Raw genomic sequence first — 13,466 nt, 5'->3', positions numbered from 1 at the left:
GCGCTTGGGGGCGTACGGGTCGTGTACGGGCCCGCTGGGCCTCCGGCTACGTACGGCCACACGCGGGGGGCGTAGGCGGCTCCGGCCGCCCTCCCGCCCCCTCAGCCCCGCCGCGACCGTACGAGGCCCCGGCCGAGGCGGAAGGACGGGGTGCCCTGTGCCTCGGGCTCCGTGCCGCCCGGGAGGGCCAGCTGGGTCAGCCGTTCGGTGGTGAAGTGGTGGGCGATGCCGGGGTCGGCGTGGTGCGCGGCCAGGAAGTCGGCCGCCTCCTCCCGCATCCCCGGGTGGCTCTTGTGCCGCATGCAGTAGCCGACGGCGCGGACCAGCGGGGTGAGCGAGTCCGGCGCGGCCCCGGGGACCGCGGGCTCCTCGCCCGCCTCCAGGTCCGCGAGCAGGTGGTCGACGATCGTGAGCGGGATCCGGTTGCTGTTCTCGAAAGGGGTGAGCCGTTCGAGGACCTCGACCGTGCCCACGCGCGCGACGGGCACGCCGTAGTGGACGGCGGCGGTGAACATCGCCGTGGAGAAGCAGCCGACGACGAGCCGGAGCGCGCACCGCTCGTAGAACGTCTCGGCGAGCAGCGGTCCGTCGAGGACGGTGAGGCGTACGCCGGAGCGTTCCGCCTCCTCGTGGAGGGCCTGGGAGTAGCTCGCAGGAGCGCTGGGGTGCGGCTTGAAGACGAGCGAGCGGTGTCCGGCCGCGGCCGCCCCGCGCAGCATCCGCACGTGGAGCTCCTCTTCCTCCTCCGCGGTGAGCAGGTTGAGGGCGGCGAGGTACTGGCCGAGGAGCAGTGCCGTGGGTTCGGCCGCCGCCGCCCGCGCGATGTCCGGGTCTGCGGCGGCCTCCTCGGCGATCTCGGCGAGGACCGCGCGGAAGGCGTCGTCGGGGACGAGCTCGGGCTCCACGCCGTACTCGCTCAGGAGGAGGGGCCGCAGGCCCGGCACCAGGTCGAGGTGGAGGACCCGCCGGATGCGGCAGGCGATCGACTGGGCGAGGTCGGTGCGGGTCGGGCCGTAGCTCATGAGGCCGTCGGCGTAGACGTGGAGGGCGCTCTCGGGGAAGGTGCCGGCTAGCGCCTTGGCGGGGTTGACCTGGATGGATTCGACGATGAGCTCCACCGGGGCGGTGCCCAGGTCCCACGCCGTGCGGAGCACGCGCTGCCAGAGCGGTGCCTCCTCGGGGCGCGGGGCCCAGGCGGCGGGGTGGTACGGGTGGATGGTCTCGTTCCAGTCGAGGGTGCCGTCGAAGCGGGCGGCGATCCGCTCGTACCCCGTCATGGTCTCCAGGCGGAGCGCCGTCTCCGGGATCTCGGCGTTGCGCGAGATCAGCAGGAGCCGGCGGGTGTCCTCGCGGGGGCCGAACTGTCCGGCGTCGAGGGAGGCGGCGAGGGTGGCCGCGCCGTAGAGGGTGGACACCTGGAAGATCTGGACCGGCCGGGGGTCGGTGGCCGTATCGAGAGGGGTCGGCGTGGGGGCCTCTTCGGGAGCCATGGGTCAGGCGGTCCTTCCGGTGTCGCGCAGGCTCCGGAGGAGGGTGCTGCGGGGGGTGTCCATGGTGGCCAGGGTCTCGTCGAGGACGTGCTGCGGCATCCGGTGCAGCGCGTCGGCGACGTCGGCGCGGAGCCGCTGGGCGACGGCGGGCTCGTACTTCCCGACCTTGCCCATGTGGAAGGCGATCATCGCGCAATAGGTGCGGACCGCTTTCGGAAGGAACCGTTCGGCCTCGGCGTCCCGGGAGACGTCGTCGAGCAGGGTGTCGTACGAGGGAATGAAGTCCAGCTGCCGGTTGTCGGTGATCTGGGTGAGCGAGGTGGTGACGCCCCGGCGGTAGAAGACCCCGTGCAGGGAAAGCGCGGCGAAGGTACGGGCCTTGAGGTGGAGCCGCCAGACCCATAGGCGGTCCTCGGCCGTTCGCAGGGAGGTCTCGAAACGCGAGGAGCCGTTCTCGAAGAGGCGGGCGCTGTAGATGCCGAAGGGGACGAACGGATAGTCCACCATCGTCACCATGCTGGCGGGCGAGATTCCGTCCCTGGGGTCCATCACCGTGTCGCGGAGCTTGGCGGGGGCGTATTTGATCTGCCTTTTCCGGCCTTCCGAGAGGACGTGGTCGGTACGGGCGAAATCGCAGCCGAGGCGGTCCATTCCGGCGACGGCGGCGGCGAGATGGCCCGGCGCGTACCAGTCGTCGCCGTCGAGGAAGGTGAGGTACTCGCCGCGTGCCGCGTCGATTCCCGTGTTGCGTGCCTGGGCGACGCCGAGATTCGTCTCGTGCCGGATGACGGTGGCGTTCGGCAGCCGGTCGCGCCAGCGGTCGAGGATTTCCGGGGTGTCGTCCGTCGAGCAGTCGTCGACCAGCAGGAACTCGAATTCCGGATCCGCGTTGTTCGCGAGACTGCGCAGGGTGTCGGGCGCGTATGGCCCGACATTGTGGAACGGTACGACGACGGACAGTTTCGGCACTCGGAATCCCCATACTGAATCGAACAGTTAAACGCCGCTACGGCGGGCACAGTAACGCTCCACCTCTCCGGGCGAACGATCCGCGCGTGCACTCCGGGTGAACTCTTGTCGTCTCCCGTGGAAAGTCCGCGGCGGACGCCGCTTCACCGGCGGGCCCGCCGGTGCAGGAATCCCGTCACCGCCAGGGCGAGGAGCGCGGCCGCGCCCGCCGCGCCGCCGACGCGGAGTCCCGGAGGCCGGAAGGCGCAGGTGACCGTGGTCGCCCGGCCGTCCAGCGGGACGGCGACGAGCCCCTCGTACGCGCGCGCGGGGCGGGGTTCCGCGTCCCCCGCGGCGCAGCGCCAGCCGGAGACGCGCGGGGCGGCGAGCACGGCGGTACCCCGGCTGCCCGGGGGCAGTTCGGCGGTGACGGTGTGGCCGGTGGTGCGGACGCGGACGGCTCCGCCGGCGGTCAACCGCCGTACGGCGGAGTCGAGCCGGGCCGGGAGCAGGCAGCCGACCGCCTGTCGGGGCAACCGGATCCCGGCCTCGGGACTCAGCTCGATCCGGACGTCGCCGGACGCGGGCACGGTGCCGAGGGCCTGCATGGGGGCGCGGACGGCCGGCGGCCTGCCGTCGAAGTCCACCGACCACTCCCCCAGGAGCGCCGCCGTGCCCTTGTACTCGGGTGCCCAGAACCAGACCTGGGAGCCCGCCGGACAGCGGGCGGTGAGGGTGCGTCCGGTACGGGCGGCGGCCGGCAGCGCGTACACCTCGGCGCCGAGCAGCCGCTCCTGCCGGGCGAAGGCGGAGTCCCCCGCGTGGCCGTCCGGCCGCCCCGGCGGACGGACGGTGACGAGCGGCGGTACGGGGGTGGTGGTGACGGTGACCGTGGCGCGCGGCGGCGCGTCCTGCCGTACGGGCTCCGTGGGGTGCGAACGGACGCGGGTGCCGATGGAGAACAGGGCGTCGGTCACCGGGTTGTCGAGGGTGACCGGGTGCCGGCCCTTCGCGTAGTGGCCGAAGCCGAGGTCCGTCAGGGTGCGGGAGGTCACCTCCGCGGTGAGGCTGCTGTAGTAGTCGGGGCCCTGGCCGCCGACGATCAACACGTCGTTGCCGCCGGGGACTTCTCCGGGGTCCGTACGGTGCCGGGGCCAGGCGTCGGCGCGGGCCACCTCCTCCGCCACGGCGGTGTGCCAGGGGCCGAGCCGGGGGGACCAGGAGACCGTGTCGCGCTGCCGCTCCTCGATCCGCTTGCCGGTGACGGCGGTCTCGCCCGCCTGGGCGAGGACGAGCAGGGCCACGGCGAGGGCGGGCAGTACGCGCGCGGTCTTCGGGCGCTCCTTCAGGAGGCGGCCGTTCAGCAGGCGGCCGTTCAGGAGGCGGCCGTTCAGGAGGCGGCCGTTCAGGAGGGTGACGAGAACTGCGGCGAGCCCCAGGACCGCGGCCGCGCCGAAGGCGGGATACGTCCAGCGGTCGATGTCCGCGCTGCCCCGGGCCGCCCAGGCGAGGAGCCCGAGCAGGGCGCCGCCCGCGAGGAGCGCTGCCGGCCGGGGCATCCCCTGGCCCGTCGAGAACCAGGCGGCGATCAGCAGCAGCCCGCACAGGACGAAGGTCTGACGGTACGGAATGCCGTTCGGTGAGGCTCCGGCGTGCCAGAGGAGATGGGTCGGCTCCCCTTGGAGGGAGAGCGTCACCAGGACGATCGCGGCCGTCCAGACGGCGCGGACGCGCGGGGCGACGGCCCGGTTGAACGGCAGGGTGAGGGCGAGGGCGAGCGCGGGCGTGCCGATGAACAGGGCGGGGCTGTCGACGCTCGCGGTGGCGGGCAGAAAGCGGGCGAGGACGTCCGTCCAGGCGGCCGGCGCGAAGGTGGTCACCGGGGTGGGATCGGCGCCCCTGGTGGCGAGGAAGACGACCGCGACGAGCGGGGCGGCGAGCCCGATGCCGATGAGGACGGCGCGCGCGGCGCGCAGCGCCCCGGCGAGGAGCTGCCGGGCGGGGGCGGTCTCCTCGGCGGTGAGGAGCCGTACGGCGAGGACGACGGCGGCGCCGAGGGTCGCCATGTAGGCGGTGTAGAAGTTGGCGGTCCAGGCCAGCGCGACGACGAGGGGGCCGAGGACGGGGCGCCGCGCGGTGCGGGCCCACTCCCCGACCAGGCAGAGCAGCGGGAAGGCGACGAGCCCGTCGAGCCACATCGGGACGGAGGCGCCGACGTTGAAGGTCCAGCCGGAGAGGGCGTACGCGGTGCCGAGCACGGCGGCGACCGGCCAGGGGCCCGGGCGCAGTCGCGGGAGCAGCAGCGCCATCGCCGCGCCGGCCGTGGTGATCTTGGCGGCGGTGACGACGTACAGGGCGAGTTCGACGCGGTCCGCCGGGAAGAACACGACGAGCAGGTCGAAGGGGCTGCTCAGGTAGGTGCCGATGTCGCCGAGGAAGTTGGAGCCGAAGCCGGAGTTCCAGTTGAGGAACGCGTCGCCGTGGGTCTCCCCGAGGAGCAGGGCCCGCCAGTACGCGTGGAACGGCAGGTACTGCTGGCCGAGGTCGACGATGTTCCTCGTCACAGGCCCGAAGGGGTGGCTGCGGGAGAGCCGGGTCGCGAGGCAGAACAGTACGGCGGTGAGCAGCGCGGCGGAGAGCGGACCGGCGACGGCCTTCGAGCGGAGGCCGCGCGCCGGTACGCCGGGGCGGGGCGGGGCGCCGCCCGCGCCCTCCTCGCCGTCGACCTCGTCGAGCACGGTCTCGGCGGCGGGGGGCACACGTCCTCCAGGGGCACACGGTACGGGGAGCGCCCGGAGTGACGCGTCACGGGCCGACCTCCATTACCGCCGAGGCGGGCGACCCGCAACCCATCACCAGGCGGTGTTCCGGTACACCTCGGGTGAACTCCCGGTGCCGACGGTCACGTCGGCGCCGGTGGGTCGGGTGGCCGTCAGCCGGCCGGTGTCGGGGTGACGAGTTCGCCGACCGTGCGGGCCACCGTGCCGAACAGGTCCGCGACCGTCGTCAGGCTCGCGGCCGCCAGCGCGTCCGACGGGAGCACGGTGCCGTCGGGCGCCGTCAGGGAGCGGGTGGCGGTGGCCTCGGCGACCACGGTCGGGCGGTAGCCGCGGTTGAAGGCGCCCTGTGCGGTGAAGAGGACGCACATGTGCGTCATGAAGCCGGCGATGACCAGGTCTCCGCCGGCCCCGAGGTCCTTCAGGGTCTCGTCGAGGTCCGTGGCGTGGAAGGCGTCGGGGAACTGCTTGACGACGACCTTCTCCCCCTCGATCGGGGCGACTTCGTCGCTGATCGCGCCGATCTCCGCGCGGATGTCGTAGGGCGTGCCCTCGCCGCCGTCGTTGACCACGTGGACGACGGGGGTGCCCGCGGCACGGGCCGCGGCGAGCAGGCGCGCGCCGGCGGCGACGGCCGGCTCGGCCCCGTCGAGCAGCATGACGCCGGTGCGGTAGGTGTTCTGGAAGTCGATCATGACGAGGGTCGAGTCGCTCAGGTGCGGCAGCTCCTGGGGCAGGCCGATCACCTCGCGCAGGGTGGTGGACGCGGTCATGGCGGGTTCCTTTCGCGGGGAGTGAGGGGGTACGGGGAGGGGAGCGGCGCTCACGAGAGGTTCTTCGCGGCGCCGTCGGGTGCGAGGTCGACGAGCTTCGCCTCGATGCCCTGGTCCCGGAACGCCTTCCGGAGGGACCGCAGGTCCTCGGAGTAGATGTTCCAGCTGTCGGTGTGCACCGGGACGACCTTGCGGGGAGCGAGGTACGTCGCCACCTGGGCCGCGCGCTCGGAGGTCAGGGTCAGCGGGGCGTTGTCGAGGATCGCGGGGGTGCGGGCGGCTCCGGCGAAGAGGACGGCCGTGTCGATGGGGCCGATCTCCTTCCTGACGCGGTCGCCGACCTGCCGGGCGACCTCGACCGAGGCGTTGTCACCGGAGATGTAGGTGGTGGGGACGGACCGGCCGCTGAGGACGAAGCCGGTGACCTCGCCGTCCGCGCCGCGGTCCACGCCGTCGGGTCCGTGGAGGGCGGGCACGGCGGTGACCGTGACGGTGCCGCCGGCCGCCTTCAGTTCGTGGGATTCCCAGCTCTTCATGCCGGTGACGTGGTCGCCGAGACGCTTCCGCGCGCCGGGTGTGGAGAGAACGACGGGTACGTCCCTGAGCAGGGCGCGGCCCGTGTCGTCGAGGTTGTCGTCGTGCTGGTCGTGCGAGAGCAGTACGGCGTCGATCTCTCCGATCCGGTCGGTGCCGAAGGCCGGTGCCTTGGTCTTCTCCAGGCCGCTCCTGTACTTCTTCGGCGCGTCGAAGGTGGGGTCGAGCAGGAGGCGCAGGCCGCCGACCTCCAGGATCGTGGTCGGCCCGCCGATGTGTATGGCGGTGAACGCCGGGGTGGCGGCCTTCGGGGCGGGTGCGGACGACGGGGAGTCGGCGGCGCCCTCCTCCGTGCCCCCGCAGGCGGCGAGGAGGGTCAGGCTCGCGGTGGCCGCGACGGCGCCCGTGGCGGCGCGACGGAACGTCGAACGGTTCATGGAGGAACACCAGCTCTCTCGTGGCGAACGGTCGGACGCCCCGGAGGCGGCCGCCCCCCGAGGCGTATGCAACGCTAACACAGCTCGTAAGCGATGATTACAAGGAGAGCGGGCGAGGCCCTGCGCCCCTGCCCCGTACGGCGATACACCCAGGTCCGCCGTGTTAGCGCTGTTATCGTGGGAGCCATGTCGACGGCCCGAGAGCGCATCCTGGAAGCCACCGGGGAACTGCTCGCCACCAAGGACGCCCTGGCGATCTCGACCCGCGCCATCTGCGACCGGGCGAAGGTCGGCATGCCCGAGATCTACCGCCAGTTCGGCGACAAGCAGGGGCTGCTCACGGCGGTGGCCGACATCGGTTTCGAGCGCTTCCTCGCCGCCAAGCGGCGGAACCCGCTCACCGACGACCCGGTGGCGGACCTGCGCACGGCCTGGGACAGCCATGTCGCGTTCGCGCTGCGCAAGCCGCACCTCTACCGGCTGATGTTCACGCCGACGGGCGACGCCAAGCCGCGGGCGATCACCGAGGCCCAGGCGATCCTGCTGACGGCGGTGGAGCGCTGCCGGGACGCCGGGCGGCTGCGTACGGCCCCCGAGCTCGCCGGTCAGTCGATCCTCGCCGCCAACGTGGGCGTCTGCATGATGGCGCTCTCCTTCCCCGACCTCTTCGGGGACGCGGCCGTCTCGTACGCGGTGCGCGACGCCGTGATCGGGAAGGCGACCGGCGACGAGGGGGAGGACACGCGGATCGGCACCGCCACCGTCCTCGCGCAGGCCCTCGTCGGCACCCTCACGGGGACGGCGGCCGTGAGCGGGCCGGCCATCGAAGAACTGGCCGGCGCACTCAGGCCGCCGTCGAACGCGCGCTGACCGCCCGCGACTTCGGGCCCGGTCTCAGGCGTCCGTGACCGTGTCCGTGGCCGCGTCCGTCGCCGCGAGTCCCTCGGGCAGCACGTCGAGCAGAGCGGCGATGAACGCGCTGATCGCGGGCTTGGCCGACCCGCCGATCCGGAACGCGACCGAGCTGCGCCGCAGCAGCGGGAGCGGTGTCACCATCGCGCCCTCCGGCAGCGTCTGGGCGCTCAGTTCGGGCACGATGGCCACGCCCGCGCCCGCCGCGACCAGACGCAGGGTGGTGGTGTAGTCGTCCACCCGGTGCCACGAGGAGACGTGGAAGCCGTTGGTCTCGCAGAGGCGTTCCACCACGGTGTGGCACAGGGTCCCCGGTGCCGGGAGGATCCACGGCACCTCCCTCCACCTGCGTACCGGATCGTCCGTCTCGTCGATCTTCCAGCCGAGCTCCGAGGGGTCGGACGGGGTGGCGAGGAGCATCCGCTCGGTGAAGATCGGCCTGCTGTGGATGCCCGGCTCCACCGGAGGCAGCAGCCCCTCGTAGGAGTGCAGCAGCGCCAGGTCCAGCTGGCCGCCGCGCAGGGCGTTGGAGGCGTCGGAGGGGTCGATCTCCTGGATCCACGGCTCGAGCCGTGGATGCGAGCGGCGCAGGGCCGTGAAGATGCCGGCCGCCAGGGAACCGGCCGCCGACGGATAGATGCCCACACGCAGCGGCCCCGCGACCCCCTTGCCTTCCATGAGTTCGGCCTCGGCCGTCTCCAGGTGCTCCAGGATCACCTCGGCGTGCCGCACCAGGTTCACGCCGGCCGGGGTGAGGACGACACGACGGCCGGTGCGTTCGAGGAGGCTCACCCCCGTCTTCCGTTCCAGTGCCGACAGCTGCTGGGAGACAGCGGAGGGGGTGTAGGCGAGTACGTCGGCGACTGCGGCGATCGTCCCTCTGTGGGCGAGCTCGCGCAGGAGGCGCAATTGGTGCAGGTTGAGCATCAGCCCAGCTTACGAGCGTCATCAGGAATCCCCAATGGACGCCGGGGTGAAGACGGGTCCAAGATCGAATACATGGGAAGAAGCAAGCTTTCGAGCGGAGTTCACATCCCGCTCATCACACCGTTCACCCCTGCCGGTGACGTCGCTCTCGAGTCACTGGAGAGCCTGGCCCACGAACTCCTCACCGACGGAGCCGCCGGCCTCGTGGCCCTCGGCACGACCGCCGAGGTGGCGACCCTGAGCGCAGCCGAGAAGGCGAGCGTCGTCGAGGTGGTCGCCCGGGTCTGCCGCGAGCGCGGCGCGCCCCTGATGATCGGAGCGGGGAGCAATGACACCGCCGCCAGCCTGGAGGCGCTCACCGCCCTCAAGGCGGTACCGGAGGCGGGCTCGGCGCTGGCGCTCGTGCCGTACTTCACGCGCCCCTCCGAGGCGGGGGTGGTCGCCCACTTCACGGAGCTGGCGTCGGCCTCCCCCGTACCGATCGTGATCTACCACATCCCGTACCGCACCGGTCAGGACCTCAGCGCGCAGGCGCTGCGCCGGCTCGGCGCGCTGCCGGGGATCGCGGGCGTCAAGTACGCGGCGGGCGGGATCACGAGCGCCACCGTCGAGCTGATGGCCGATCTGCCGGAGGGCTTCGCCGTGATGGCCGGCGACGACGCCTTCTTCTCGCCCCTCCTCGCGATGGGCGCCCACGGCGGCATCCTGGCCTCGGCGCACCTGGCCACCGGTGCCTTCGCCGATCTGGTCAGGACCTGGCACGCCGGTGACGCGGCCACGGCCGCGGCACTCGGCCACCGGCTCGCGAAGCTGTCCGCCGCGCTGTTCACCGAACCGAACCCCACGGTGATCAAGGGCGTGCTCCACGCCCAGGGCCGTATCCCCTCCGCCGCCGTCCGGCTGCCGCTGCTGCCGGCCGGTCCCGACGCGGTGGCGGACGCGCTGAGCGCGCACGACGCGCTCGGCCTCTGAAACGCCCGCCCGTAGAGGGCGGTTGCCACGGGTGAGCGGTGCGGCCGCCGCCCGCTCACCCCACCTCCCCCACGTTCCATCCCGGACCGTTCGCCGTGCGAATCGCCTCACAAGGGCGTCGCCCTGTCCCGGCGTCATCGGCCCGGTGCACCAACCTGTCCGTTTCCGGTCCGGCGGGAAGACCCCCGCCGGCCGGTGTCGAGAAGAGCATGATGAAGAAGAACAAGATCGACTGCGATTTCCACTACGAGGGCGAGCGGGTCGCGCCCGCCACGGGGAGGCACGTCATCGGACGTGTCGTCTTCGGCGAGGCCACGGCCGCCCCCCTCGTGCGGGACGGGGTCCCGGAGCTCGGCCTGCACATGGCCTCCCCGGGATTCGACAGCTTCACCGAGGTCTGGAGCACGGACGCCCCGGCGGAGACCGGCGAGCACCGCGGCCTCGTCTACGCCCACGACGGCGAGTACCTGTTCTGCGCGGGCGTCATCCCCGAGGGCCCGACGTACCGGGAGCCGACCCGGGAGGCGTACGAGGCCGCCTTCGAGGTGATGGACCGACTCGACTACCGCCATGTCTTCCGGATGTGGAACTTCATCGGCGGGATCAACTCGGACAACTCCGAAGGACTGGAGATCTACCGGGACTTCTGCGTCGGACGTGCGGAGGCGTTCGAGGCGAAGCCCGAGCGGGTCACGTGCATGCCGGCGGCGACCGGGATCGGTTCCCGCGGCCGCGGCATCGCCTTCTTCTTCCTGGCCACCCGTACGGGGACGACCCAGAACATCGAGAACCGGCGCCAGGTGCCCGCGTTCGAGTACCCGCGGCAGTACGGCCCCAAGTCGCCGAGCTTCGCACGGGCGACCCGGCTGGTTCCGGCCGGTGAGAACGAGACGCGCGGCGCGGTCTACGTCTCCGGTACGGCGAGCATCACCGGCCACGAGACCCTGCACGCGGGCGACATCGACGCGCAGTGCGAGCTGACCCTGGACAACATCGCCCACCTCGTCGGCTCGGGCAATCTGCGGCTCGGCGGCCTTGACGGCGGTCACGACCTGAAGGAGCTGCGCTGGGTCAAGGCGTACGTGCGGCACGAGGAGCACCTGCCGGCGGTCCGCGCGGCGTGCGCCGACGTGTTCCCGCCGCAGACGCACGTGGTGTTCCTCAACGTGGACGTCTGCCGCGACGACCTGCTGGTGGAGATCGAGGGCATCGTCCCGGCGCCGGAGTTCTGACGACGGAGTCCTGACGTCCGGCCGGCCACACGGCCCGGCCACCTCCCCTCTCCGCCCCCACCGCAGAAGGAACGTCCGACCCGTGATCTCCACGAACCCCGCCGTGCCCGCTCTGGGCACGCATCCCTTCCCCCGGATCGCCGCCCTCCTCGACGGGATCGACCCCGTCCCGGGCCGCACCCCGCTCGACCTCACCATCGGTGAACCCCGCTTCGCGCCGCCGTCCTGGCTGGGCGAAGCCCTCGGCGCCCGGCAGGACCTGCTGGGCACGTACCCGCCGAACCAGGGCCCCGAGTGGTTCCGCCGCGCCGCGGCCGACTGGCTCGAGAACCGTTTCGGCCTGACACCCGGCACCGTCGGCACGGACGCGGTCTTCCCGACCTCCGGCGCCCGTGAGGCGCTCTTCCAGCTGGGGCTCCTCGCCGACGCCACCGACGGCGACCGGCGCCTGCTCGCCATGCCCACCCCGCACTACGCGCCCTACCGCGCGGCCGCCGCGCTGTGCGGACTGCGGGCCTTCAACATGCCGGCCGGGCCGGCGAACGGCTACCTCCCGGACCTCGACCTGATCGACGAGGACCGCGGGCCGCGCACCGCCATGCTGATCCTCTGCACGCCGAGCAATCCCGAGGGCGCCGTCGCCCCGGCCGCCTATCTGCGCCGGGCGATCACCCTGGCCAGGACGTACGGCTTCATCCTGGCCGTCGACGAGTGCTACTCCGAGATCTACCTGGGCGACGAGCCCACCGGTGCCCTGCGGGTCTGCCAGGACATGCACGAGGGCGAAGGCGACCCGTTCCGGAACGTCCTCGTCGTCAACTCCCTCTCCAAGCGGTCCAGTGCGGCAGGCCTGCGCACCGGGATCGTGGCGGGCGACCGCGCGCTGATCGCCGACTTCATCGCGCTGCGCTCCTACATCGGAGGCACCACCCCCCTGCCGAACCTCGCCGCGGCGGCCCGGCTGCTGTCCGACGAGACGCACGTCAAGGCCGTACGCGAGAGCTACCGGGACACCTTCGCCGCCGTCGACGAGGTCCTGGCGGGCGTCCCCGGCTACCGGTTGCCCGAGGCCGGGATGTTCCTGTGGCTGCGGGTCCGCGACGACGAGGAGGCCGCGGTGCGGGCGTGGCGCGAGGCCGCGGTCCGCGGCGTGCCCGGCGGCTATCTGGGGCCCGCCGGCTGGGACGGCTCCCACCCCGGCAAGGGGCACCTGCGGCTCGCCATGGTGCACGGCGCGCAGGAGACGGCCGCCGCGCTGACCCGGCTCGTGCCGGTGCTCCACGAGATCGGGGTGGCGTCCTCATGACTCCCGTGATCGTCGCGGGCGGCGGCATCGGAGGCCTCGCCGCCGCCCTCGGTCTGGCCCGCGCGGGCCGGTCCGTCGTGGTCCTCGAACGCAGCGGGGAGTTCCGCGAGCTCGGGGCCGGGATCCAGCTGGGCCCCAACGCCTTCCGGGCCCTCACCCGACTCGGCGTGGGCGAACTGCCCTACAGCTGCGCGGTGTTCATCGAGGAGCTCCGCCTCATGGACGCGGTCGGGGGCGGCCCGCTGGCCCGCCTCTCGCTCGGTGAGACCTTCCGGCGGCGGTTCGGCGCCCCGTACGCCGTGGTCCACCGCGGCGAGCTGCACCGCGCGCTCCTCGACGCGTGCCGGGACGCCGGTGTCGTCCTGCGGCCCGGCTGCGCCGTGGAGCGGTACGAGCAGGACGACGCGGGCGTCCGGGTGTTCCTCGCCGACGGCGAGCACCTGGACGGGGCCGCGCTCGTCGGTGCGGACGGTCTGCACTCCGCGGTACGGCGGCAGCTCGCCGGTGACGGCCCGCCCGTGGTCTCCGGGCACGTCACGTACCGCTCGCTCATCCCCGCCGACCGCATGCCCGAGGCGCTGAGACTGCCGGCCGCGGTGCTCTGGGCGGGACCCCGCTGCCACCTGGTGCACTATCCGCTGGTCGGCGGCGCGTACTACAACGCGGTCATCACCCGCGACAGCGGGGCGACCGAGGCCGTGGCCGGTGAGCCGGTCGACGACGCCGAGGTGGCACGGGAGTTCGCCGCCGTGTGCGGTGACGCCCGCTCGCTCGTCGAGGCCGGCGGCGACTGGCGGCGCTGGGTGCTCTGCGACCGGCCGCCCCTGCGGGACTGGCAGGACGGGCGCGTGGTGCTGCTCGGTGACGCGGCCCACCCGATGCTGCAGTACGCGGCCCAGGGCGCCTGCATGGCCCTTGAGGACGCCGCCTGCCTCAGCGGCCACGTCGGCGGCGCGTCCGCCGACCCCACCGAGGCGTTCGCCCGCTACGTGGCCGACCGCCGGGAACGCACGGCACGGGTGCAGACCGTCTCCCGCCGGCTCGGCAAGGAGCTCTACCACCCGCAGGGGCAGGACGCCGAGGCCCGCGACGCCATGATCGCCGCGCTCGACGAGTCCGCCCTGCACCACGAGATGTCCTGGCTGTACGAGCACTGAG

At 73.0% G+C, this 13,466-nt stretch carries 11 protein-coding genes; 5 read left to right on the top strand and 6 right to left on the bottom strand.

The genetic code is table 11. The features are described 5' to 3' along the window. Positions 1-101: 101 nt before the first annotated feature. From ACZ4VK_RS28065 to ACZ4VK_RS28045, 5 genes are all read right to left on the bottom strand, one after another. Entirely contained in the window at positions 102-1,490 is a 1,389-nt protein-coding gene (locus tag ACZ4VK_RS28065) for a polysialyltransferase family glycosyltransferase (protein WP_468357715.1), read from the bottom strand. Positions 1,491-1,493: 3 nt separating this feature from the next. Then, positions 1,494-2,459 carry a glycosyltransferase family 2 protein gene (locus tag ACZ4VK_RS28060; RefSeq protein WP_468357713.1) on the bottom strand — a complete coding sequence of 322 codons (966 nt, stop codon included), beginning with the start codon at positions 2,457-2,459 and terminating at the stop codon, positions 1,494-1,496. Between the two features lie 143 nt (positions 2,460-2,602). Further along, on the bottom strand, positions 2,603-5,197 hold the full coding sequence (locus ACZ4VK_RS28055; RefSeq protein WP_468357710.1) for a YfhO family protein: 2,595 nt from the start codon (positions 5,195-5,197) through the stop codon (positions 2,603-2,605). A gap of 173 nt (positions 5,198-5,370) precedes the next feature. After that, positions 5,371-5,988: an isochorismatase family protein gene (locus ACZ4VK_RS28050; RefSeq protein WP_468357707.1), complete on the bottom strand. Its 618-nt coding sequence runs from the start codon at positions 5,986-5,988 to the stop codon at positions 5,371-5,373. A gap of 50 nt (positions 5,989-6,038) precedes the next feature. Beyond that, complete coding sequence (locus ACZ4VK_RS28045; RefSeq protein WP_468357704.1) at positions 6,039-6,959, bottom strand: MBL fold metallo-hydrolase; 921 nt, start codon at positions 6,957-6,959, stop codon at positions 6,039-6,041. Between the two features lie 186 nt (positions 6,960-7,145). Here ACZ4VK_RS28045 and ACZ4VK_RS28040 point away from each other — a divergent pair, with 186 nt between their 5' ends. Then, positions 7,146-7,829, top strand: a complete 684-nt coding sequence (locus tag ACZ4VK_RS28040; RefSeq protein WP_468357701.1) for a TetR/AcrR family transcriptional regulator — start codon at positions 7,146-7,148, stop codon at positions 7,827-7,829. A gap of 24 nt (positions 7,830-7,853) precedes the next feature. On the opposite strand, the gene ACZ4VK_RS28035 is transcribed toward ACZ4VK_RS28040, so the two are convergent. Then, entirely contained in the window at positions 7,854-8,798 is a 945-nt protein-coding gene (locus tag ACZ4VK_RS28035; RefSeq protein WP_468357698.1) for a LysR family transcriptional regulator, read from the bottom strand. A gap of 72 nt (positions 8,799-8,870) precedes the next feature. On the opposite strand from ACZ4VK_RS28035, the gene dapA reads away from it, so the two are divergent. From dapA to ACZ4VK_RS28015, 4 genes are all read left to right on the top strand, one after another. Then, positions 8,871-9,770 carry a 4-hydroxy-tetrahydrodipicolinate synthase gene (dapA, locus tag ACZ4VK_RS28030; RefSeq protein ID WP_468357695.1) on the top strand — a complete coding sequence of 300 codons (900 nt, stop codon included), beginning with the start codon at positions 8,871-8,873 and terminating at the stop codon, positions 9,768-9,770. A 212-nt stretch (positions 9,771-9,982) separates the two neighbouring features. After that, on the top strand, positions 9,983-11,002 hold the full coding sequence (locus ACZ4VK_RS28025; RefSeq protein ID WP_468357692.1) for an FkbO/Hyg5 family chorismatase: 1,020 nt from the start codon (positions 9,983-9,985) through the stop codon (positions 11,000-11,002). 82 nt (positions 11,003-11,084) lie between these two features. Further along, the gene (locus ACZ4VK_RS28020; RefSeq protein WP_468357689.1) at positions 11,085-12,308 is read left to right on the top strand and encodes an aminotransferase class I/II-fold pyridoxal phosphate-dependent enzyme; all 1,224 of its coding nucleotides are present in this window, start codon (positions 11,085-11,087) and stop codon (positions 12,306-12,308) included. Continuing rightward, complete coding sequence (locus ACZ4VK_RS28015; protein ID WP_468357686.1) at positions 12,305-13,465, top strand: 3-hydroxybenzoate 6-monooxygenase; 1,161 nt, start codon at positions 12,305-12,307, stop codon at positions 13,463-13,465. Before ACZ4VK_RS28020 ends, ACZ4VK_RS28015 begins: the two co-directional genes overlap by 4 nt. Position 13,466 lies beyond the last annotated feature (1 nt).

This window comes from Streptomyces sp. NPDC028711 (genome assembly GCF_055565415.1).
Note: the sequence above shows the minus strand (reverse complement) of the source record. Positions and strands in the feature narration are given on the sequence as shown.

Coding starts and splice junctions, on each gene's coding strand:
- dapA (WP_468357695.1), top strand. CDS start 8,871: ATGGGAAGAAGCAAGCTTTCGAGCGGAGTTCACATCCCGCTCATCACA.
- ACZ4VK_RS28045 (WP_468357704.1), bottom strand. CDS start 6,959: ATGAACCGTTCGACGTTCCGTCGCGCCGCCACGGGCGCCGTCGCGGCC.
- ACZ4VK_RS28025 (WP_468357692.1), top strand. CDS start 9,983: ATGAAGAAGAACAAGATCGACTGCGATTTCCACTACGAGGGCGAGCGG.
- ACZ4VK_RS28040 (WP_468357701.1), top strand. CDS start 7,146: ATGTCGACGGCCCGAGAGCGCATCCTGGAAGCCACCGGGGAACTGCTC.
- ACZ4VK_RS28050 (WP_468357707.1), bottom strand. CDS start 5,988: ATGACCGCGTCCACCACCCTGCGCGAGGTGATCGGCCTGCCCCAGGAG.
- ACZ4VK_RS28035 (WP_468357698.1), bottom strand. CDS start 8,798: ATGCTCAACCTGCACCAATTGCGCCTCCTGCGCGAGCTCGCCCACAGA.
- ACZ4VK_RS28065 (WP_468357715.1), bottom strand. CDS start 1,490: ATGGCTCCCGAAGAGGCCCCCACGCCGACCCCTCTCGATACGGCCACC.
- ACZ4VK_RS28015 (WP_468357686.1), top strand. CDS start 12,305: ATGACTCCCGTGATCGTCGCGGGCGGCGGCATCGGAGGCCTCGCCGCC.